The organism is Burkholderia sp. AU45388 (assembly GCF_030481585.1).
Classification (GTDB): Bacteria; Pseudomonadota; Gammaproteobacteria; order Burkholderiales; family Burkholderiaceae; genus Burkholderia; species Burkholderia sola.
Genome location: NZ_JAUJPV010000004.1, coordinates 13,903 through 35,530, shown reverse-complemented (window position 1 = coordinate 35,530; position 21,628 = coordinate 13,903). Strand labels below are relative to the sequence as shown.

Here is a 21,628-nt window from a genome sequence, read left to right as displayed (position 1 = left end):
CTCATGACGCCAGCGCCCCTGCCCGCCGTTCCCGATTCGCCCGAGAGCACGCTGCTCGCGCTGGCGATGCTGCCGCCCGCGCTGCAGTATGCGTTCGCGATCGTCGTCGGCCTTTGCATCGGCAGCTTCCTGAACGTCGTCGTGCACCGGTTGCCCGTGATGATGCAGCGTGCGTGGCAGGCCGAGATCGCCGAGGCGACCGGCACCGCGGGCGCCCCGCCCGACGACGGTTATCCGCCGCGCTACGATCTGTGGCGCCCGCGCAGCGCCTGCCCGCATTGCGGCCACGTACTGCGCGCGTGGGAAAACATCCCGGTCGTCAGCTACCTGATGCTGCGCGGGCGCTGCCGGCGCTGCGGCCATGCGATCGGCGTCCGCTACGTGCTCGTCGAGATCGCGTGCGCAGGGCTCGCCGCCGGCTCGCTCGCGGCGTTCGGCCCGACCGTCGCCGCGCTTGCCGCGTTCGCGCTGTGCGCGGCATTGCTCGCGATGAGCGCGATCGACATCCGGACCGGCTACCTGCCCGACTCGATGACGCTGCCGCTGCTGTGGGCCGGGCTCGTGCTGAACCTTGGCGGTACCTTCACGTCGCTGCGCTCGGCCGTGATCGGCGCGATGGCCGGCTACCTGTTCCTGTGGTCGATCTACTGGCTGTTCAAATGGCTGCGCGGCATCGAGGGCATCGGTTTCGGCGACCTGAAGCTGCTTGCCGCGCTCGGCGCGTGGATGGGCTGGGCCGCCCTGCCGCAGGTCGTGCTGTTCGCGGCGGTGACCGGCGCGATCGTCGGGCTCGTCGCGACCTGGCGCGGCCGCATGCGCTTCGAGGAGCCGATTCCGTTCGGCCCGTTCCTCGCGGCCGGCGGCGCCGCCACGCTGTTTTTCGGCACCCCTTTCTATGTGGCGCTCGGAGGCTGACATGTTTTCCGTAGGACTCACGGGCGGCATCGGCAGCGGCAAGACGACCGTTGCCGATCTGTTCGGCGCCCGTGGCGCATCGCTCGTCGATACCGACCTGATTGCCCACCGCATCACCGCGCCGGGCGGCCTCGCGATGCCGGCGATCGAACAGGCCTTCGGTCGCGACTTCGTGGCCTCCGACGGCTCGCTCGATCGCGCGAAGATGCGCACGCTGATCTTCAGCGACGACGATGCGCGCCGCCGCCTCGAAGCGATCACGCATCCGCTGATCCGCGCGGAGACCGATCGCGAGGCGCGCGAAGCACGGGGCCCGTACGTGATGTTCGTCGTGCCGCTGCTCGTCGAGTCGGGCACCTGGAAGGCGCGCAGCGATCGCGTGCTCGTCGTCGACTGCCCGGTCGAAACGCAGATCGCGCGCGTGATGCGGCGCAACGGTTTCACGCGCGAACAGGTTGAAGCGATCATCGCCAGACAGGCGACGCGCGAAGCCCGCCTCGCGGCGGCCGACGACGTGATCGTCAACGACGCGGTCACGCCCGCCGCGCTCGCCGCGCAGGTCGATGCACTGCACCAACGCTATGTCGGATTCGCGGCCGCCGCGCGCTGAGCATCGCGCATCGTGATGGTGTACGAAATTGGCGCGTTGCTAGGGTAGAGAGGGGGCATTAGAATGTCCTTCATTGTTTCAATCCCTACCCAAGAGGCGAGCGCGCTTGATTCTTTACGAGTATCCGTTCAACGAGCGAATTCGCACGCTGTTGCGTCTCGAAGATCTATTCGAGCGCTTCGCGTTCTTTTTGGCTCAGGAGGACCCGCGTGAACACCACGTCGCGCTGACGACGCTGTTCGAAATCGCCGAGGTAACGGGCCGCGCGGACCTGAAATCGGATCTGATGAAGGAGCTCGAACGTCAACGGCAGACGCTCGCCCCCTTTCGCGGCAATCCGGGCATCGAGCAGAACGCGCTCGAGGCCGTGCTCGGCGAAATCGAGCAGACGCTCGCGAATCTCGCGCAGATGCAGGGCAAGACCGGCCAGCACCTCGTCGACAACGAGTGGCTCGCCAGCATCCGCAGCCGCGCGGTGATTCCGGGCGGCACGTGCAAATTCGACCTGCCGTCGTACTACGCGTGGCAACAATGGCCCGCCGAGCAGCGGCGCCAGGACATCACGAAGTGGATCCTGCCGCTGCTGCCGTTGCGCGACGCGGCGGCGATCGTGCTGCGGCTCGCGCGCGAATCGGGTCAGGCGTCGAAGGTCATGGCGATGCAGGGCAGTTACCAGCAGATGCTGTCCGGCCGCAGCTACCAGTTGATGCAGGTGCGCGTGTCGCCGGAACTGCGCGTGATTCCCGAGGCGAGCGCCAACAAATACATGCTGTGGGTGCGGTTCACCATGCAGGACGGCGATGTACGGCCGCGTGCGGTGGACATCGACGTACCGTTCCATCTGACACTGTGTAATCTGTAACGGCCGCGTGCCGGATCGATGCTTTCGTATGACTACCGTTGTGAAATGCCCTTCGTGCGGCGCGGAAGTGCGCTGGACGCCTGAAAACAAGTTCCGTCCCTTCTGTTCGGCCCGCTGCAAGCAGCTCGACCTCGGCGCATGGGCCGCGGAGAAGTATCGGATCGGCGGTTCCGCCGACGAGGGCCCGTCGTCGGAAGAGGACGGCACGGACAACCGCCGCGACAGCTGAGCGGCGCGACGCCACCGTCCGCCGATATGGCCCGCGTTTCAGGCGGGCCGCCACGGCGTCACTGCGACGCCGCTTCCTGCTCGAGCAGTTCAAGCACCGGCAGCGCCGCCGGCAACAGCGGCGCGACCTCGACCGGCAGTTGCTGCCACACGAACGCCTGCCCTTCCTTGCTGTGCGGCTCGCCCGTCCAGCCCGTCACCTTGCAGAAATAGAGCCGCACGTACGCGTGCGGATAATCGTGCTCGAGCGTGTGCCAGCGGTGGCTGGCCGTGACCTCGATGCCGAGCTCCTCGTGCAGTTCGCGCGCCAGCGCATCCTCGACGCTTTCGCCGGCCTCCAGCTTGCCGCCGGGAAACTCCCAGTAACCTTCGTACGGCTTGCCCTGCAGGCGTTGCGCGAGCAGATACCTGCCATCCGGCTGCACCATCACGCCAACCGCGACTTCCGTCACCTTGCGACCGTCCGGCGCCCGCGCGGCGCCCTGTGCCTGATCCGCGCTCATACCTGCTCCTTGCGGCCCGACCAGTCCCGCGCGAACTGCCACGCGACGCGGCCCGAGCGCGAACCGCGCTCGAGCGCCCATACGAGCGCGTCGCCGCGCGCGGTCTCGATCTCCGCATCCGGGCAGCCGAAGTGGCGCAGCCAGTGCGCGACGATGTCGAGGTAGTCGTCCTGCTTGAACGGATAGAAGCTGACCCACAGGCCGAAGCGCTCCGACAGCGAGATCTTCTCCTCGACGACTTCGCCGGGGTGAATCTCGCCGTCCGGCAGATGCTTGTACGACTCGTTGTCGCTCATGTACTCGGGCAGCAGATGGCGGCGGTTCGACGTCGCGTAGATCAGCACGTTGTCCGACTGCGCGGCGATCGACCCGTCGAGCGCGACCTTCAGCGCCTTGTAGCCCGATTCGCCGTCCTCGAACGACAGATCGTCGCAAAACACGATGAAGCGCTCCGGACGCTGCGAGATCAGATCGACGATATCGCCGAGATCGTGCAGGTCGTCCTTGTCGACTTCGATCAGGCGCAGCCCGTCGTTCGCGTACGCATTCAGGCACGCCTTGATCAGCGACGACTTGCCGGTACCGCGTGCGCCGGTCAGCAGCACGTTGTTGGCCGGCTTGCGCTGCACGAACTGCCGCGTGTTCTGGTCGATCAGCGCTTTCTGGCGATCGATGTTGTGCAGGTCGCCGAGCGTGATCGACGACACGGCCGGCACCGGCTGCAGATAACCGCGCCCCTGGCGCTTGCGCCAGCGGAACGCGTGGGCCGCGTTCCAGTCGATGGCCGCCGGTGCGGGCGGCAGCATCCCTTCGAGACGGCCGAGCAGCGCTTCCGCGCGCGTCAGAAACTGTTCAAGCTTGTCCATGTCGTTCGAGTGCTTCCGCTCAGGAGCGGTAATCCGCGTTGATGCTCACGTAATCGTGCGACAGGTCGCACGTCCAGACGGTGGCGTGCGCGTCGCCGCGGCCGAGCAGCACGCGGATCGTGATCTCGCTCTGCTTCATCACGCGCTGGCCGTCCTCTTCCTGGTAGGCCGGGTTGCGGCCACCCGCCTTCGCGACGAGCACGTCGTCGAGATAGAGGTCGATCTTGCCGACGTCGAGATCCGCGACGCCGGCATAGCCGATCGCCGCGAGAATCCGGCCGAGGTTGGGGTCGGATGCGTAGAAGGCCGTCTTCACCAGCGGCGAATGGCCGATCGCGTACGCGATCTGGCGGCATTCGGCGACGCTCTTGCCGCCTTCGACCTGCACCGTCATGAATTTCGTCGCGCCTTCGCCATCGCGCACGATCAGCTGGGACAGCACCTGCGCGACTTCCGTCACCGCGTCGCGCAGCGCCGCATAGGCCGGCGAATCGGTCGACGTGATGGCCGGCAGCGTGCTCTTGCCCGATGCGATCAGGATGAACGAGTCGTTGGTCGACGTGTCGCCGTCGATCGTGATGCAGTTGAACGAGCGGTCGGCGACTTCCTTCACGAGCGTGTCGAGCACCGGCTGCGCGACGTTCGCATCGAACGCGAGGAAGCCGAGCATCGTCGCCATGTTCGGCTTGATCATGCCCGCCCCCTTGCTGATGCCCGTCAGCGTGACCGTGTGACCGTCGATCGTCACCTGCCGCGACGTCGCCTTCGGCAGCGTGTCGGTCGTCATGATCGCGTGTGCGGCGTCGAACCAGTTCGCGGCCTTGCGGTTCGCGAGCGCGGCCGGCAGGCCGGCCTTCAGGCGCTCGATCGGCAACGGCTCGAGGATCACGCCGGTCGAGAACGGCAGCACCTGCGCCGGCTCGATGCCCGCGAGGCGCGCGAGCTCCGTGCAGGTCTCGCGAGCGTTCACGAGGCCCGGCTCGCCGGTGCCCGCGTTCGCATTGCCCGTATTCACGACCAGCGCGCGGATGCCCGCGCCGCCCGCACGCACCTTCGCCAGATGCTCGCGGCACACGGTGACCGGCGCTGCGCAGAAACGGTTTTCGGTGAATACGCCCGCGACCGTCGCGCCTTCGTCGACGGAGATGACCAGCACGTCCTTGCGATTCGGCTTGCGGATGTTCGCTTCCGCCCAGCCCAGCGTGACGCCGGCGACGGGATGCAGTTGGGCGGGATCGATCGACGGAAAATTGACAGCCATGGGGCACACCTGCCGGATGGAAAATGCCGGCACGCGCCGGCATCGATTGGAAGAACCGGCGGCCCCACGCGGGCCGCCACAACTCACATCACTGACTCGAAACTGCGAACGACGCGGCACGCGTGACGCGCGCCGCCGCCGATCATGACAGCTTCCCGTGACATTGCTTGTACTTCTTGCCGCTGCCGCACGGGCACGGATCGTTGCGGCCGACCTTCGGCATTTCGCCGCCGGGCCCGCTGTGCGTCATCGCGCTGCCGACCATGTCGGCCGTCGCCGTGGCCGCCGCGGCGGCCGTGACGTTCGCCACCGGCGCACCGGCGTCCGCGTAATCGGCGTGCTGGTATTCGACGTTCTCGAGATGACCGCCGCGCTCCTCGATCTGCTCGGCCGCTTCTTCCAGCTGCTCCGGCGACTGGATCTGCACGTTCATCACGATGCGCGTGACTTCCTGCTTGATCGCGTCGAGCATCGCGGCGAACAGCTCGAACGCCTCGCGCTTGTACTCCTGCTTCGGATTCTTCTGCGCATAGCCGCGCAGGTGGATGCCCTGACGCAGATGGTCGAGCGCCGCGAGGTGCTCGCGCCACAGGCGGTCGACCGTCTGCAGCATCACCGAACGCTCGAACGCGCTGAACGATTCGCGGCCGACCATCGCGACCTTCGCCTCGTACTGCTCGTCGGCGGCCGTCGTCACCGCGTCGAGGATCTCGTCGGCCGTGATCGACGACGACTCGTTCACCATTTCCTGGATCGCGAGGTCGAGCTGCCAGTCGTTGCGCAATGCTTCCTCGAGCTCGGGCACGTCCCACTGCTCTTCGATGCTGCCTTCCGGCACAAACTGGCGGACGACTTCGGTGATCACGCCGTGACGCATCGCGGTGATCGTCTCGGTGATGTCGTGCGCCTCGAGCAGTTCGTTGCGCTGCTGGTAGATCACCTTGCGCTGGTCGTTCGACACGTCGTCGTATTCGAGCAGCTGCTTGCGGATGTCGAAGTTGCGCGCTTCGACCTTGCGCTGCGCCGATTCGATCGACCGCGTGACGATGCCCGCCTCGATCGCCTCGCCTTCCGGCATCTTCAGGCGGTCCATGATCGAGCGCACGCGGTCGCCCGCGAAGATGCGCAGCAGCGGATCGTCGAGCGACAGGTAGAAGCGCGACGAACCCGGATCGCCCTGGCGGCCCGCGCGGCCGCGCAGCTGATTGTCGATCCGGCGCGATTCGTGGCGCTCGGTGCCGATGATGTGCAGGCCGCCCGCGGCTTTCACCTGCTCGTGCAACGTTTCCCACTCGTCGTGCAGTTGCTTGATGCGGCGTGCCTTTTCGTCGGCCGGGATCGCTTCGTCGGCGTCGATGAACGCGGCCTGCTTCTCGGCGTTGCCGCCGAGCACGATATCGGTACCGCGACCGGCCATGTTGGTCGCGATCGTGATGCGCTTCGGACGGCCGGCTTCCGCGACGATCGCCGCTTCACGCTCGTGCTGCTTCGCGTTCAGCACTTCGTGCGGCAGCCCGGCCTGCTTCAGCAGGTGCGACAGCAGTTCCGAGTTCTCGATCGACGTCGTGCCGACCAGCACCGGCTGACCGCGCTCGTAGCACTCGCGGATGTCGCGGATCACCGCGTCGTAGCGCTCCTTGGCCGTCTTGTAGATCTGGTCCTGCTTGTCGATCCGCTTCGGCGGACGGTTGGTCGGGATCACGACCGTCTCGAGGCCATAGATCTCGTTGAATTCGTACGCTTCCGTGTCCGCGGTACCGGTCATGCCGGCCAGCTTCGCGTACATCCGGAAGTAGTTCTGGAACGTGATCGACGCGAGCGTCTGGTTCTCGCTCTGGATCTTCACGTGTTCCTTCGCCTCGACCGCCTGGTGCAAGCCGTCGGACCAGCGGCGGCCGGCCATCAGGCGGCCCGTGAATTCGTCGACGATGACCACTTCGCCGTTCTGCACGACGTAGTGCTGATCCTTGTGGAACAGCGTGTGGGCACGCAGCGCCGCGTACACGTGGTGCATCAGCGTGATGTTCTGCGGCGCGTACAGGCTTTCGCCCTCGCCGATCAGGCCCCATTCGGCGAGCAGGCGCTCGGCCTTCTCGTGGCCCGATTCCGTCAGGAACACCTGGCGCGCCTTCTCGTCGAGCGTGTAGTCGCCCGGCTTCTCGACGCCCGTACCGTCGGCCTTCTCTTCGCCGATCTGGCGCTCGAGCAGCGGCGGCAGTGCGTTCATCCGCACGTACAGCTCGGTGTGATCCTCGGCCTGGCCCGAAATGATCAGCGGCGTACGCGCTTCGTCGATCAGGATCGAGTCCACTTCGTCGACGACCGCGAAGTTCAGCGCCCGCTGCACGCGCGCGTCGGTCTCGTAGACCATGTTGTCGCGCAGGTAGTCGAAGCCGAATTCGTTGTTCGTGCCGTACGTGATGTCCGCCGCGTACGCCTGCTGCTTCTGGTCGTGTTCCATGCCGGACAGGTTGATGCCGACCGACAGACCGAGGAAGTTGTAGAGGCGCGCCATCCATTCGGCGTCACGCTGCGCGAGGTAATCGTTGACGGTCACGACGTGCACGCCGCGGCCGGCCAGCGCATTCAGGTACACGGGCAGCGTCGCGACGAGCGTCTTGCCCTCGCCGGTGCGCATTTCCGCGATCTTGCCGTAGTGGAGCACCATGCCGCCGATCATCTGCACGTCGAAGTGCCGCATCTTCAACACGCGGCGGCTCGCTTCGCGACAGACCGCGAAGGCCTCGGGCAACAGCTTGTCGAGCGACTCGCCGCCCGCGACCCGCTGGCGGAATTCGTCCGTCTTGCCGCGCAACTGGTCGTCCGTCAGCTTCTCGATCTGCGTTTCGAGCGCATTGATCGTCGCGACGGTCTTTTGGTATTGCTTGACGAGCCGCTGGTTGCGGCTGCCAAAAATTTTCTGGAGAAAACCGGTTGTCATCGGATCGGACCCTGCGTCGCAGCACCGGCGCCCGGCGCGTGTTGCGCGCCCCGGCGCCCGAGCCTCGGCGGCTTAGCGAATTAGTGGACTCAAACGTCGAATTTTAGCACGCGGGAACGCGCGCGCCTGCGTCCCGGCCGGACGGCCATCGCGCGCCGGAGCCGGGCGGACCGAGCCGAAAGCCGCCCGTGCACGGGCCGGCGCGGGTACAATCGGCTGCACCGTCCGCGCGCGTGTGCGCTCGAAGAAAGCCTCGATGAACCGATTTTCCAAGCGTTTCGGCCCGCTCGCCGCCTATCGCCCGCAACCCGTGTCCGAAGTGCTCGGTCGTACCGACGCATTCGCGGCGCTGCGCGCCGGCGTCGAGCAGATCGCGTCACTGCAGCGCGACCTCGGCGAGTGCCTGCCCGACTATCTCGCGAATCACGTCGAACCGGGCTTCGTCAAGGACGGTACCCTGACCCTCTTTGCCGCGCACAATGCGCTGGCCGCGCGGCTGCGACAGGTCGAAGTGCGGCTGCTCGGCGATCTCCAGAAGCGCGGCTGGCCCGTGACGACGCTGCGCGTGCGCGTGCGGCCGAAGGACGCGCCGGAGCCGCCGCACGTGAAGCAGGCGCGGATGACGTCGGTCGGCGCCGCCGCGCTGCGCGATCTCGCCGACCATCTCGAACCGTCGCCGCTGCAGGCCGCGCTCGCACGGATGGCGGCGCGGCACGGCGCGAAGCCGCGCTGACCGCACAGGTCGCCGCCGGCGGCCGGCCAACAAAAAAGCGACCCGAGGGTCGCTTTTTATCACTTGCGGTAACGAGTGCCGATCACGCGAAGGCGGTCTGCGCGTCGAACGCGAACCCCTTCGGCGCAGCCTGCGGATCGTCGAACGTCACGATCTCGTAAGCGTCTTCATGCGCGAGCAGCTCGCGCAGCAATGCGTTGTTCAGGCCGTGACCCGACTTGTACGCAGTGTACGACGCCAGCAGCGGATGGCCGATCACGTACAGGTCGCCGATCGCGTCGAGCATCTTGTGCTTCACGAACTCGTCGTCGTAGCGCAGGCCGTCGTTGTTCAGGATCCGGTACTCGTCGAGCACGATCGCGTTGTCCATGCTGCCGCCGCGGGCGAGACCCAGCTCGCGCATCATTTCGACTTCATGGGCAAAACCGAACGTGCGCGCGCGCGCGATCTCACGCACATACGACGTATTCGCGAAGTCGACCTCCAATTCCTGGCCGGTCTTGTCGACGGCCGGGTGACGGAAGTCGATCGTGAACTTCAGCTTGAAGCCGAAATACGGATCGAGACGCGCGAACTTGTCGCCCTCGCGGATTTCGACCGGCTTCTTCACCTGGATGAAGCGCTTCGGCACGTTCTGCTCTTCGATGCCGGCGGACTGGATCAGGAACACGAAGGACGCCGCGCTGCCGTCCATGATCGGGATTTCCTCGGCCGTCACGTCGACATAGAGGTTGTCGATGCCGAGGCCGGCGCACGCCGACATCAGGTGCTCGACCGTCGACACGCGCGCGCCATCCTTCTGCAGCACCGACGCGAGCCGCGTGTCCCCGATCGACATCGCGGAGGCCGGAATATCGACGGGCGTGGGCAAGTCGACGCGCGAGAACACGATACCCGTGCCCGGCGCAGCCGGACGGAGCGTCAGTTCGACCTTGCGGCCCGAGTGGAGACCGATACCCACGGTCTTCACGATGGATTTGATGGTGCGCTGCTTCAACATGGTCTTCTTTGTCTTGATTGAAGATATCAATCAGGAGTTATATTCGATAGGCTGTATTATAGCGTAATTCCCAATTCAACGCTGTTTGAAACTGCGTATCAATCTGTTTCGACAGTTTACCCGTGCCGATACGGGACGGGCCGATGCCCGGAACGGAGGCGTTTCCGGTCATCGGCCCGTGTTACAACTGCCCCGAGGCCGGTGAGCAACGTTGCCGGAAGGCAACGGCGCACCGCACGATCAGAGCGTCAACGTCGCGAGAACACTCGCCGCATCGCTCACTTCGAATTTGCCCGGCGCCTCGACGGCCAGCGTCTTGACCACACCGCCGTCGATCACCATCGCGTAGCGCAGGGAACGCATTCCCATGCCACGCGCGGACAAATCCTGCGTCAGCCCCAGCGCATGAGTGAAAGCCGCGCTGCCGTCCGCCATCATGCGCACCTTGCCCGCGGTGTGCAGATCACGTCCCCATGCGCCCATCACGAATGCGTCGTTGACGGACACGCACCAGATCTCATCGACACCCGCCGCGCGCAATTGCTCGGCGTGTTCGACGTAGCCCGGCACATGCTGCGCCGAGCAGGTCGGCGTGAACGCGCCCGGCAATCCGAAGATCACCACCCGCTTTCCCGCAACCTGATCGCGCACGCTGTAGGCGTTCGGCCCCAGCGTGCACCCTTCGCGCGCGTCGTCGACGAACTCGAACAATTGCGCGTCGGGCAGCGCGTCGCCCACTTGAATCATGGCTGGTCCCTCATAGCGATACGGTTTTTCAGCGTGTCGCGGACAGCACGGCCCATCCCGCTTCGCTCACGCGAAGAGGGCACGTTTCCCGGCCCGGCGTCGCATCCGACGCGGCCTGTCGTGGTCCGTGGCATCCGTCACGCCGGCGTTACCGCGGCAACTTCGCCGCGGCTTCGCCTGTGTGCGTCGTCAGTCAGCCTGCTTGCGCAGGAAAGCCGGGATGTCGTACGTGTCGACACCCTTCTCCTGCAGCGCCTGCACGTGCGATGCCGCGGTTTCGCGCGAATTGCGCCACACCGCCGGCGTATCGAGCGCGCCGTAGTCGGCCGTGCTGACGTGATGCGGCTGCGCATAGCCGTGCGACACCGCGCTGACCGGCTGGTTGTCCGTACCGGTGCGCAGCAGCGTCATCGGTGCCGACTGCTGCTTCTTCGCCGCACGGCCCAGACCCGTCGCCACGACCGTCACGCGCAGTGCATCGCCCATCGCGTCGTCGTACACCGCCCCGAAGATCACCGTCGCATCTTCCGCCGCGTAGCTCTTGATCGTGTTCATCACTTCGCGCGTTTCCGACAGGCGCAGCGAACGGCTCGACGTGATGTTGACCAGCACGCCGCGCGCGCCCGACAGATCGACGCCTTCGAGCAGCGGGCTCGCCACGGCCTGTTCCGCCGCGAGGCGTGCGCGATCGACGCCGGCGACCGTCGCCGTGCCCATCATCGCCTTGCCCTGCTCGCCCATCACCGTCTTCACGTCTTCGAAGTCGACGTTCACGAGGCCGTCGACGTTGATGATTTCCGCGATGCCTGCCACCGCGTTGTTCAACACGTCGTCCGCGCACTGGAAGCACTTGTCCATCTCGGCGTCATCGCCCATCACGTCGAACAGCTTGTCGTTCAGGACGACGATCAGCGAGTCGACGTGATCCTCCAGTTGCTGCGAGCCAGCTTCGGCGACGCGCATGCGCTTGCCGCCCTCGAACTCGAACGGCTTGCTGACGACACCGACCGTCAGAATGCCCATCTCCTTCGCGATCTGCGCGACCACCGGCGCCGCGCCCGTGCCCGTGCCACCACCCATGCCGGCCGTGATGAACACCATGTGCGCGCCGCGCAGTGCGTCGGCGATGCGCTCGCGCGCTTCTTCCGCTGCCGCACGACCCATTTCCGGCTTCGCACCGGCGCCCAGACCCGTGTTGCCGAGCTGGATCACCGACGATGCGCGCGAACGCGACAGCGCCTGGGCGTCCGTGTTCATCACGATGAAGTCGACGCCCTGCACGCCGCGGTTGATCATGTGCTGGACGGCATTGCCGCCAGCGCCGCCAACGCCGACCACCTTGATGATGGTGCCGTTGGTTTCGGTTTCCAGCATTTCGAATTCCATGTTGCCTCCGTCAAGAGAATGACTGCTACTCGGCCGTTATTCGGCAGGAGATCGGGCAACCCCCTGTCGCGCGCCAGCCGCCGGCACCAGCGCGAATTTCGATTCGATACGATTCGTCAGAAGTTGCTCAGGAACCATTCCTTCATCCGCGAGAACACCTGTCCCGCGTTGCCGGACTGCACGGCGACCTTGCGGCCGCGCATGCGCTGCGCACTGCCTTCGACGAGCAGCCCCATCGCCGTCGAGTAGCGCGGGTTGCGCACGACGTCGGAGAGGCCGCCTGCATATTCCGGCGCGCCGATGCGCACCGGTTTCAGGAAAATGTCTTCGCCGAGCTCGACCATGCCGGGCATCATCGACGCGCCGCCGGTAATGACCACGCCGGAGCTCAGGAGTTCTTCGTAACCCGACTCGCGCACGACCTGCTGCACGAGCGAGAACAGTTCCTCGACGCGCGGCTCGATCACGGCCGCCAGCGCCTGGCGCGACAGCGTGCGCGGGCCGCGTTCGCCGAGGCCCGGCACTTCCACCATTTCGTCCGGATCGGCGAGCGCCTGCTTCGCGATCCCGTAGCCGACCTTGATGTCTTCCGCATCCGGCGTCGGCGTGCGCAGCGCCATCGCGATGTCGCTCGTGATCTGGTCGCCGGCGATCGGGATCACCGCCGTGTGGCGGATCGCGCCTTCCGCGAAGATCGCGATGTCCGTCGTGCCGCCGCCGATGTCGACCAGCACCACGCCGAGATCCTTCTCGTCTTCGGTCAGCACCGCCAGCGACGATGCGAGCGGCTGCAGGATCAGGTCGTTCACTTCCAGCCCGCAACGGCGCACGCACTTGACGATGTTCTGCGCGGCGCTCACCGCGCCCGTCACGATGTGCACCTTCACTTCGAGCCGGATGCCGCTCATCCCGATCGGCTCGCGCACGTCTTCCTGGCCGTCGATGATGAATTCCTGCGTGAGGATGTGCAGCACCTGCTGGTCGGTCGGGATGTTGATCGCCTTCGCGGTCTCGATCACGCGCGCGACGTCCGTCTGCGTGACTTCCTTGTCCTTGATCGCGACCATCCCGCTCGAGTTGAAGCTGCGGATGTGGCTGCCCGCGATCCCCGTGAACACGTTGGTGATCTTGCAGTCGGCCATCAGCTCGGCTTCCTCGAGCGCGCGCTGGATCGACTGCACGGTGGCCTCGATGTTGACCACCACACCTTTCTTCAGACCCTTCGACTCGCTCTGGCCGAGACCGATCACCTCGTAGTGACCCTCGCCCTTCAGCTCGGCGACGATGGCCACCACCTTCGACGTGCCGATGTCGAGGGAAACCAGCAGATCCTTGTAGTCTTTGCTCATAAAGTGCTCTTGCGTGTGATCTCTCGTTACTTCTTGCGCTTGTCGGTATCGGTCAGGAACCGCATGCCTGCCGCGCGAATCGCGAATCCGTTCGGATAGCGCAGGTCCGCGTACTCGATGTCGTTGCCCCAACGCTCCGTGACGGCCGGCCACGCGGCGACCAGGCGCTGGCTCCGGTCATGCAGCGTGTCGCTGTTGCGTTCCTTGCCCAGCTCGACCTGCATGCCGTTCGACAGCTTCACCGTCCACGCGTACCGCGCCGACAGCGTCACTTCTTCCGGCGCCGCCTTCAGCGGCGCAAACCATTTCCCGAAGTCGCGATACCGCGTGACGACTTCCTTCGCACTGCCTTCCGGGCCGTCGAACGCCGGCAGTTCCTGTTCCAGCTCGCCTTGGTTCGCGGTGAACAGCTCGCCGTCGACGCTCACCAGCTGATCGCTGCCCCAGGTCCCGAGCGGTTTGTACTCCTCCAGCGTGACAGCCAGCGCATTCGGCCACACCCGGCGCACGCTCGCGTGACGCACCCACGGCATCTGCTCGAACGCCGCGCGCGCCGTATCGAGATCGACCGTGAAGAAATTGCCCTTCAGCCGGCCGACCACGCCCGCGCGCACCGTCGGCGAGTTGATGTGCTCGGTGTCGCCGTCGATCCGGATCTCCCGCAGCGCGAACGTCGGGCGCTGGATCAGCCAGTAGCAGCCGGCCGCCGCCAACACGAGCAGCAGCAGCGCGTACAGCGCGCTGGCGGCAAGGTTGAGTTGGCGAACGTTGTTCCACATACGTCGTTCCGTTCCTGGGTCAGTCGTTGAGCGTGAGCGACAGCACCTTCACGACCAGCTCCGAATAGCCGATGCCGACCGCGCGCGCGGCCTTCGGCGGCAGCGAGTGGTCGGTCATCCCGGGGGCCGTGTTCACTTCCAGGAAATACGCATTGCCGGCCGCGTCGACCATGAAATCCGCGCGGCCCCAGTCGGTGCAGCCGAGCACGTCGAACGCGCGACGCGCGATGCGCTTCAGTTCCGCCTCCTGTGCCGCCGGCAGGCCGCACGGGATCAGGTACTGCGTATCGTCGGCGACGTACTTCGCGTGGTAGTCGTAGAACTCGCCCGCCGGCACGATCTTGATCAGCGGCAGGTCGAGATCGCCGGCGATGCACGCGGTGTATTCGCCGCCGCCTTCGATGCTCTTCTCGACGATCACGATCTTGTCGTGCGTCGCGGCTTCCGCGAGCGCGGCCGGCAGCGCGTCGGCCGTCTTCACCTTCAGCACCGCGACGCTCGAGCCTTCGCTCGCCGGCTTCACGAACAGCGGCAGCCCGAGCTTCGCGACGATGTCGGTCGCGCGCGCGGCCAGGTCGTCGCCGCGCATCACCGTCTCGAACGGCGGCGTCGGCACACCCGTCTGCTGCCACACGAGCTTCGTGCGGAACTTGTCGAGGCCGAGCGCCGAGCCGAGCACGCCGCTGCCCGTGTAGCGAATGCCGTAGAAATCGAGCGCGCCCTGGATCTGGCCGTTCTCGCCGTAACCGCCGTGCAGCGCATTGAACGCGCGCACGAAGCCTTCGTCCTTCAGCGCCGACAGCGGCCGCTCGGCCGGGTCGAACGGATGCGCGTCGACGCCTGCGTCGCGCAAGCCCTGCAGCACGAGGCGGCCCGAGGTGAGCGACACCTCGCGCTCGGCGGATTCGCCGCCGAACAACACCGCCACCTTGCCGAAACGTTTCGGATCGATCCCGCTCATGTCATCCCTTCTGTTGCGTGTTCTGCACGACCTTCGCCGGCACGCCGCCGATCGAACCCGCGCCCATCGTGATCACCACGTCGCCGTTTCGTGCGACCTTCGCCAATGCGTCCGGCACGTCGTCGACCGTCGCGACGAACACCGGGTCGACCTTGCCCACCGCGCGCAACGCACGCGACAGCGCGTCGCCGCTGGCCGTCGGGATCGCAGCCTCGCCGGCCGCGTAGACTTCCGTCAGCACCAGCGCATCGACCGTCGACAGCACGTTGACGAAATCGTCGAAGCAGTCGCGCGTGCGCGTGTAGCGGTGCGGCTGGAACGCCAGCACGAGGCGGCGGCCCGGGAACGCGCCGCGCGCGGCCGCGATCGTCGCCGCCATCTCGACGGGGTGATGACCGTAATCGTCGATCAGCGTGTACTGGCCGCCGTCCGCGCTCGGCACGTCGCCGTAGCGCTGGAAGCGCCGGCCGACGCCGTTGAATTCCGCCAGCGCGAGCTGAATCGCGTCGTCCGACACGCCGAGATCGGTCGCGATCGCGATCGCCGCGAGCGCGTTCTGCACGTTGTGCAGGCCCGGCATGTTCAGCACCACCGCGAGCGGCGCACGCCCTTCGCGGATCACCGTGAAATGCATCCGGCCGTCGCGCGCGTCGATGTCTTCCGCGCGCACCTGCGCGTCCGGCGACAGGCCGTAGCGCACGACCGGCTTCGAGATGAACGGGATGATCTGCCGCACGTTCGGATCGTCGACGCACACCACCGCGCTGCCGTAGAACGGCAGGCGCTGCGTGAATTCGATGAACGCCTGCTTGAGCCGCGCGAAATCGTGGCCGTAGGTGTCCATGTGGTCGGCGTCGATGTTCGTGATGACTTCGATCACCGGATACAGGTTCAGGAACGACGCATCCGACTCGTCGGCCTCGGCGACGATGAAGTCGCCCGTGCCGAGCCGCGCGTTCGCGCCGGCGCTGATCAGCCGGCCGCCGATCACGAAGGTCGGGTCCAGCCCGCCCGCCGCGAGCACGCTCGCGACGAGGCTCGTCGTCGTGGTCTTGCCGTGCGTGCCGGCGATCGCGATGCCCTGCTTCAGGCGCATCAGTTCGGCCAGCATCACCGCGCGCTGCACGATCGGCACGCGCTTCGCGCGCGCGGCCAGCACTTCCGGGTTGTCCGAGCGCACGGCCGTCGACACGACGACCGCGTTCGCGCCCTCGATGTTCGCCGCGTCGTGGCCGATCGCGATCCGCGCGCCCAGCGCCTGGAGGCGATCGGTCACCGCATTGCGCGACAGGTCGGACCCGCTGACCTCGTAGCCGAGGTTGACGAGCACTTCGGCGATGCCGCTCATGCCCGCGCCGCCGATCCCGACGAAATGAATGTGTTTGACGATGTGTTTCATTGCACTATTTCCAGGTTCGCGCCGGCGGCCTTCGCGCAGATGCGCGCGACTTCGTCGGTGGCCTCGGGCTTCGCGAGCGAGCGCGAACGTTCCGCCATCTCCGCGAGCGATGCCCGCGACTGGCTGCGCAGCCAGTCGGCGAGCAGTTCCGCCGACAGGTCGCGTTGTTGCACCAGCACGGCCGCGCCCGCATCGGCGAGGAACGCGGCGTTGGTCGTCTGGTGATCGTCGACCGCGTACGGGAACGGCACGAACAGCGCCGCCACGCCCACCGCCGCGATCTCCGACACCGTCATCGCGCCCGACCGGCAAATCACCAGATCCGCCGCCGCATACGCGGCCGCCATGTCGTCGATGAACGGCACGAGCCGCACGTCTTCGCCGGCCGCGAAACCGGCCGCTTCGTAATTCGCCTTCAATGCTTCGATGTGCTTCACGCCGGCCTGGTGCACGACGCGCGGGCGCTCGCCCGGCGCCAGCAGCGCCAGCGCGCGCGGCACGACTTCGTTCAGCGCGGCCGCCCCCAGGCTGCCGCCGACGACCAGCACGTTCAGCGGGCCGCTGCGCGACGCATAGCGTGCTTGGGGCGGTTCCGCGTGCGCAAGTTCCGCGCGAATCGGGTTGCCCGTCCATTCCGCGTGCGGCAGCGCGCCGGGGAATGCGACGAGCACGCGCTTCGCGAGTTTCGCGAGCACCTTGTTCGTCAGGCCCGCGATCGAATTCTGTTCGTGCAGCACGAGCGGCCGCCCCGACAGCGCGGTCATCACGCCCGCCGGAAACGTGATGTAGCCGCCCATCCCGAGCACGACGTCAGGCCGCACGCGGCGCAGCGCGCCGAGGCTCTGCCAGCATGCGCGCAGCAGGTTGACCGGCAGCGTCAGCTTGGTCTTCAGGCCCTTGCCCCGCAGCCCGCCGAACCGCACGTATTCCATCGGAATGCCGTGCTTCGGCACGAGCGTCGCTTCCATCCCGGCCGGATTGCCGAGCCATACGACGCGCCAGCCCGCCGCCTCCATCCGGTGCGCGACCGCGAGCCCCGGGAACACGTGGCCCCCGGTGCCGCCTGCCATCACCATCAGCGTGCGTTGCGACGCGGTCATACCTTCCCTCCGCGCATCAGCACCCGGTTCTCGTAGTCCACACGCAGCAGCACCGCGAGCGCGACGCAGTTCAGCAAAATGCCCGAACCGCCGTAGCTCACGAGCGGCAGCGTCAGCCCCTTGGTCGGCAGCAGCCCGAGGTTCACGCCCATGTTGATGAACGTCTGCGCGCCGAACCAGATGCCGATGCCCTTCGCCATCAGGCCCGCGAACGTGCGATCGAGCGCGAGCGCCTGGCGGCCGATCTCGAACGCGCGGCGCACGATCCAGTAGAACAGCAGGATCACGACCAGCACGCCGACGAAGCCGAGTTCCTCGCCGATCACCGCGAGGATGAAGTCGGTATGCGCTTCGGGCAGGTAGTTCAGCTTCTCGACGCTGCCGCCGAGGCCGACGCCGAACCACTCGCCGCGGCCGAATGCGATCAACGAGTGGGTGAGCTGATAAGCCTTGCCCTGCGCGTAGCGCTCGTCCCACGGATCGAGATACGCGAAGATCCGCTCGCGACGCCACGGCGACAGCCACACGAGCATCGAGAACGTGCCGACCGCCGTCGCGACGAGGCCGCCGAACAGCTTGCCGTTCACGCCGCCGAGGAACAGCACGCCCATCGCGATCGCGGCGACCACCATGAACGCGCCCATGTCGGGCTCGAGCAGCAGCAGCGCGCCGACCAGGCCGACCGCGAACGCCATCGGCAGGAAGCCCTTCGCGAAGCTCTGCATGTATTCCTGCTTGCGCACCGTATAGTTCGCCGCGTAGATCGTCACCGCGAGCTTCATGATTTCCGACGGCTGCATGTTCGTGATGCCGAGCGGAATCCAGCGGCGCGCACCGTTCACGCCCTTGCCGACGTGCGGGATCAGCACGATCACGAGACCGACGAGCGCGATCAGGAACAGATGCGGCGCGTATTTATCCCAGGTCGACACCGGCACGCGAAACGCGATCACCGCCGCGACGAACGCGACGCCGAGCGACACGCAGTGGCGCATCAGGAACGCGTAATCGTGATACGACGCGTATTTCGGCGAATCGGGCATCGCGATCGACGCCGAATACACCATCACGACGCCGAGCCCGAGCAGCGCGATCGCGACCCACAGCAGCGAATAGTCGAAATCGAGCATCCGCGAGCGGCTCGGCCGCACGCCGTTGACGACGCTCGCGAGGCCACCCGTCGCGGCGCGCGTGGCCGACGCGACGCGGCCGCCAGCGGCATTGCCGCCGGTGTCGCGCCGGTCGTTGAAACGGGAGACGAGGCGATCGGACCAGCTCATGACGTCGCTCCTTTGTCGATGGCGACTTCATCCACCGCCGCGCGGAACACTTCCGCGCGATGGGCGTAGTTCCTGAACATGTCGAGGCTCGCGCACGCGGGCGACAGCAGCACCGCGTCGCCCGGCTCGGCGAGTTCCGCTGCCGCGTGCACCGCTGCTTCGAGCGTCGCGTGGTCGGCCAGCGGCACGGCCGTTTCGGCGAGCGTGTCGCGGATCGCCGGCGCGTCGCGACCGATCAGCATCACCGCGCGGCACCAGCGCGCGACCGGCGCGACCAGCGGCGCGAAATCCTGCCCCTTGCCGTCGCCGCCCGCGATCAGCACGATCTTCTGCGCGAGCCCGTCGAGCGCGGCCACCGTCGCGCCGACGTTCGTGCCCTTGCTGTCGTCCACATAGTCGACGTCGTCGATCGTCGCGATCACTTCGACGCGATGCGCTTCGCCGCGGTATTCGCGCAGCGCGTGCAGCAGCGGCGCGGCCGGCAGATCGATCGCACGCGCGAGCGCGAACGCGGCCAGTGCGTTCGCCGCGTTGTGCAGCCCGCGGATGCGCAGCGCGTCGGCCGGCATCAGGCGCTTCTGCGCAATGTCGGGCGTATGCGCGTCGCGCTTGCGCCGGCGGGTCGTCGTCGCTTCATCCGGCGCGTCGCGATCCACGGCTTCCACCAGCCATGCGATGCCGTTGTCGCGCGACAGCCCGTAGTCGCCGTCCTGCGTCGGTTCGTTCAGGCCGAACGTGACCGTGCGCGGCGCGTCGGCCGCGCCGGCTGCCGGCGCGAACTTCATCACGGCCGCGTCGTCGCGGTTCAGCACGCGCGTCGTCGTCGCGCCGAAGATCCGGCCCTTTGCCTGCGCGTACGCGTCGAAGCTGCCGTGCCAGTCGAGGTGGTCCTGCGTGATGTTGAGGATCGCGGCCGCATCGGGCGCGAACGTGCGCGCGGTCTCGAGCTGGAAGCTCGACAGTTCGAGCACCCAGACGTCGGGCAGCGCGGTTTCGTCGATCGCGTTCGCGAGCCGGTCGAGCATCGCCGGGCTGATGTTGCCCGCGACCGCGACCTTCTTGCCCGAGCGCTGGCACAGCAGGCCCGTGAGGCTCGTCGTCGTGGTCTTGCCGTTGGTGCCGGTAATCGCGAGCACCTTCGGCTGGTAGCCGCTCGTGCCGAGCGCGCGCAGCGCCTGCGCGAAGAATTCCAGCTCGCCCCACACCGCGATGCCGCGCTCGTTCGCGGCCGCGACCAGGCCCGCGAGCGCCGGCTCCAGCGGCGACAGGCCAGGGCTCAGCCCGACGATCTCGACGCCGCCGTCGAGCAGCGCGGGCGTGAACGCCCCGCCGACGAATTCCGCATCGATGCCTTCGGCCTGCAGCGCGGCAAGGTTCGGCGGCGCCTCGCGGGTATCGGCGATGCGCAGCCGGCACCCGTGCCTCGCGCACCATCGCGCGATCGCGAGACCCGATTCCCCGAGCCCCAGTACGAGCACCATCGGCCGTTGCCGATCTCCAAACATCTCGCCAGACATCCTTGTTACCTTTCCTTTACCGCAGCTTGAGGGTGGTCAGACCGAACAGGCACAGCATCAGCGTGATGATCCAGAAACGCACGACCACCTGCGTTTCCTTCCAGCCGGACAATTCGAAATGGTGATGCAGCGGCGCCATCTTCAGCAGGCGCCGCCCTTCGCCGTAACGCTTCTTCGTGTACTTGAACCACGACACCTGCAACATCACCGACAGCGTTTCCGCGACGAAGATGCCGCCCATGATGAACAGCACGATTTCCTGACGCACGATCACCGCGACCGTGCCGAGCGCGCCGCCCAGCGCCAGCGCGCCGACGTCGCCCATGAACACCTGCGCGGGGTGCGTGTTGTACCAGAGGAACGCGAGCCCGGCCCCGCCCATCGCGGAACAGAAGATCAGCAGTTCTCCCGCGCCCGGGATGTGCGGGAACAGCAGGTATTTCGAATAGACCGCGCTGCCCATCACGTACGCGAACACACCGAGCGACGCGCCGACCAGCACGACCGGCATGATCACGAGGCCGTCGAGGCCGTCGGTCAGGTTCACCGCGTTGCTCGCACCGACGATCACGAAGTAGGTCAGCACGATGAAGCCCCACACGCCGAGCGGGTAGCTGATCGACTTCAGGAACGGCAGCATCAGGTCGGCGCGCGCCGGCAGCCCCATCGACAGGCCGCTCCGCACCCACGCCATGAACAGGTCGAACACGCGCACGTTGTTCGCCTCGGACACGCTGAACGCGAGATAGACGGCCGCGAACAGTCCGATCACCGACTGCCAGAAATACTTCTCGCGCGACGACATCCCGCGCGGGTCCTTGTGGACGACCTTGCGGTAGTCGTCGACCCAGCCGATCACGCCGAAGCCGAACGTGACGAGCATCACGATCCAGATGAACCGGTTCGTCAGGTCGCCCCACAGCAGCGTCGCGACCGCGATGCCGATCAGGATCAGCACGCCGCCCATCGTCGGCGTGCCTGACTTGACGAGGTGGGTCTGCGGGCCGTCCTTGCGCACGGCCTGCCCGACCTTCATTTGCGTCAGCTTGCGGATCACCCACGGTCCGCACACGAGCCCGATCCCGAGCGCCGTGATGGTAGCCATCACCGCCCGGAACGTGAGGTACGTGAACAAGCGCAAAAAGCTTGCGTCTCCTTGCAGCCATTGCGCCAGCGCCAGCAGCATGCTTC

The 21,628-nt window shown here is 66.8% G+C and carries 20 protein-coding genes; 5 read left to right on the top strand and 15 right to left on the bottom strand.

The genetic code is table 11. From position 1 onward, the window contains the following. Positions 1-3: 3 nt before the first annotated feature. The 4 genes from QZM72_RS09850 (at position 4) to QZM72_RS09835 (ending at position 2,616) form a co-directional block, all read left to right on the top strand. Positions 4-915, top strand: a complete 912-nt coding sequence (locus QZM72_RS09850; protein WP_089466615.1) for an A24 family peptidase — start codon at positions 4-6, stop codon at positions 913-915. Position 916: 1 nt separating this feature from the next. Next, positions 917-1,525: a dephospho-CoA kinase gene (coaE, locus tag QZM72_RS09845; protein WP_089466614.1), complete on the top strand. Its 609-nt coding sequence runs from the start codon at positions 917-919 to the stop codon at positions 1,523-1,525. Between the two features lie 106 nt (positions 1,526-1,631). Continuing rightward, positions 1,632-2,387: a cell division protein ZapD gene (gene zapD, locus QZM72_RS09840; protein WP_089466613.1), complete on the top strand. Its 756-nt coding sequence runs from the start codon at positions 1,632-1,634 to the stop codon at positions 2,385-2,387. Between the two features lie 28 nt (positions 2,388-2,415). Further along, positions 2,416-2,616: a DNA gyrase inhibitor YacG gene (locus QZM72_RS09835; protein ID WP_089466612.1), complete on the top strand. Its 201-nt coding sequence runs from the start codon at positions 2,416-2,418 to the stop codon at positions 2,614-2,616. A 58-nt stretch (positions 2,617-2,674) separates the two neighbouring features. Here the strand turns inward: QZM72_RS09835 and QZM72_RS09830 are convergent, their stop codons facing one another. The 4 genes from QZM72_RS09830 to secA all read right to left on the bottom strand — a co-directional run bounded on the left by QZM72_RS09830 (position 2,675) and on the right by secA (position 8,186). Further along, the gene (locus QZM72_RS09830; protein ID WP_089466611.1) at positions 2,675-3,118 is read right to left on the bottom strand and encodes an NUDIX domain-containing protein; all 444 of its coding nucleotides are present in this window, start codon (positions 3,116-3,118) and stop codon (positions 2,675-2,677) included. Next, the gene (locus tag QZM72_RS09825; protein WP_089466610.1) at positions 3,115-3,984 is read right to left on the bottom strand and encodes an ATP-binding protein; all 870 of its coding nucleotides are present in this window, start codon (positions 3,982-3,984) and stop codon (positions 3,115-3,117) included. Before QZM72_RS09825 ends, QZM72_RS09830 begins: the two co-directional genes overlap by 4 nt. A gap of 19 nt (positions 3,985-4,003) precedes the next feature. After that, on the bottom strand, positions 4,004-5,245 hold the full coding sequence (argJ, locus tag QZM72_RS09820; RefSeq protein WP_301737973.1) for a bifunctional glutamate N-acetyltransferase/amino-acid acetyltransferase ArgJ: 1,242 nt from the start codon (positions 5,243-5,245) through the stop codon (positions 4,004-4,006). A gap of 142 nt (positions 5,246-5,387) precedes the next feature. Next, positions 5,388-8,186 (bottom strand): preprotein translocase subunit SecA, encoded by a 2,799-nt coding sequence (gene secA, locus QZM72_RS09815; RefSeq protein WP_089466608.1) that lies wholly within the window; start codon positions 8,184-8,186, stop codon positions 5,388-5,390. A 256-nt stretch (positions 8,187-8,442) separates the two neighbouring features. Here secA and QZM72_RS09810 point away from each other — a divergent pair, with 256 nt between their 5' ends. After that, positions 8,443-8,919 (top strand): DUF721 domain-containing protein, encoded by a 477-nt coding sequence (locus QZM72_RS09810; protein WP_301737972.1) that lies wholly within the window; start codon positions 8,443-8,445, stop codon positions 8,917-8,919. 82 nt (positions 8,920-9,001) lie between these two features. Here QZM72_RS09810 and lpxC read toward each other — a convergent pair whose 3' ends face one another. From lpxC to mraY, 11 genes are all read right to left on the bottom strand, one after another. Beyond that, entirely contained in the window at positions 9,002-9,919 is a 918-nt protein-coding gene (gene lpxC, locus QZM72_RS09805) for a UDP-3-O-acyl-N-acetylglucosamine deacetylase (protein ID WP_089466607.1), read from the bottom strand. A gap of 240 nt (positions 9,920-10,159) precedes the next feature. Next, positions 10,160-10,666, bottom strand: a complete 507-nt coding sequence (locus tag QZM72_RS09800) for a peroxiredoxin (RefSeq protein WP_089466606.1) — start codon at positions 10,664-10,666, stop codon at positions 10,160-10,162. Between the two features lie 189 nt (positions 10,667-10,855). Next, entirely contained in the window at positions 10,856-12,052 is a 1,197-nt protein-coding gene (ftsZ, locus tag QZM72_RS09795; protein WP_006477012.1) for a cell division protein FtsZ, read from the bottom strand. 116 nt (positions 12,053-12,168) lie between these two features. Then, positions 12,169-13,401, bottom strand: coding sequence for a cell division protein FtsA (ftsA, locus tag QZM72_RS09790; RefSeq protein ID WP_006487138.1), 1,233 nt, complete (start codon positions 13,399-13,401; stop codon positions 12,169-12,171). A 26-nt stretch (positions 13,402-13,427) separates the two neighbouring features. Continuing rightward, on the bottom strand, positions 13,428-14,180 hold the full coding sequence (locus QZM72_RS09785; RefSeq protein WP_006477014.1) for a cell division protein FtsQ/DivIB: 753 nt from the start codon (positions 14,178-14,180) through the stop codon (positions 13,428-13,430). A gap of 19 nt (positions 14,181-14,199) precedes the next feature. Then, positions 14,200-15,141 (bottom strand): D-alanine--D-alanine ligase, encoded by a 942-nt coding sequence (locus QZM72_RS09780; RefSeq protein ID WP_089466605.1) that lies wholly within the window; start codon positions 15,139-15,141, stop codon positions 14,200-14,202. 1 nt (position 15,142) lies between these two features. Further along, entirely contained in the window at positions 15,143-16,540 is a 1,398-nt protein-coding gene (gene murC / locus QZM72_RS09775) for a UDP-N-acetylmuramate--L-alanine ligase (RefSeq protein ID WP_089466604.1), read from the bottom strand. Then, on the bottom strand, positions 16,537-17,640 hold the full coding sequence (gene murG, locus QZM72_RS09770) for an undecaprenyldiphospho-muramoylpentapeptide beta-N-acetylglucosaminyltransferase (RefSeq protein ID WP_301737971.1): 1,104 nt from the start codon (positions 17,638-17,640) through the stop codon (positions 16,537-16,539). The genes murC and murG overlap by 4 nt, the downstream gene beginning before the upstream one ends. After that, the gene (gene ftsW / locus QZM72_RS09765) at positions 17,637-18,920 is read right to left on the bottom strand and encodes a putative lipid II flippase FtsW (RefSeq protein WP_301737970.1); all 1,284 of its coding nucleotides are present in this window, start codon (positions 18,918-18,920) and stop codon (positions 17,637-17,639) included. Before ftsW ends, murG begins: the two co-directional genes overlap by 4 nt. Beyond that, complete coding sequence (murD, locus tag QZM72_RS09760; protein ID WP_089466601.1) at positions 18,917-20,425, bottom strand: UDP-N-acetylmuramoyl-L-alanine--D-glutamate ligase; 1,509 nt, start codon at positions 20,423-20,425, stop codon at positions 18,917-18,919. Before murD ends, ftsW begins: the two co-directional genes overlap by 4 nt. Positions 20,426-20,453: 28 nt before the next feature. Continuing rightward, the gene (mraY, locus tag QZM72_RS09755; protein WP_006477019.1) at positions 20,454-21,623 is read right to left on the bottom strand and encodes a phospho-N-acetylmuramoyl-pentapeptide-transferase; all 1,170 of its coding nucleotides are present in this window, start codon (positions 21,621-21,623) and stop codon (positions 20,454-20,456) included. Between the last annotated feature and the right edge of the window lie 5 nt (positions 21,624-21,628).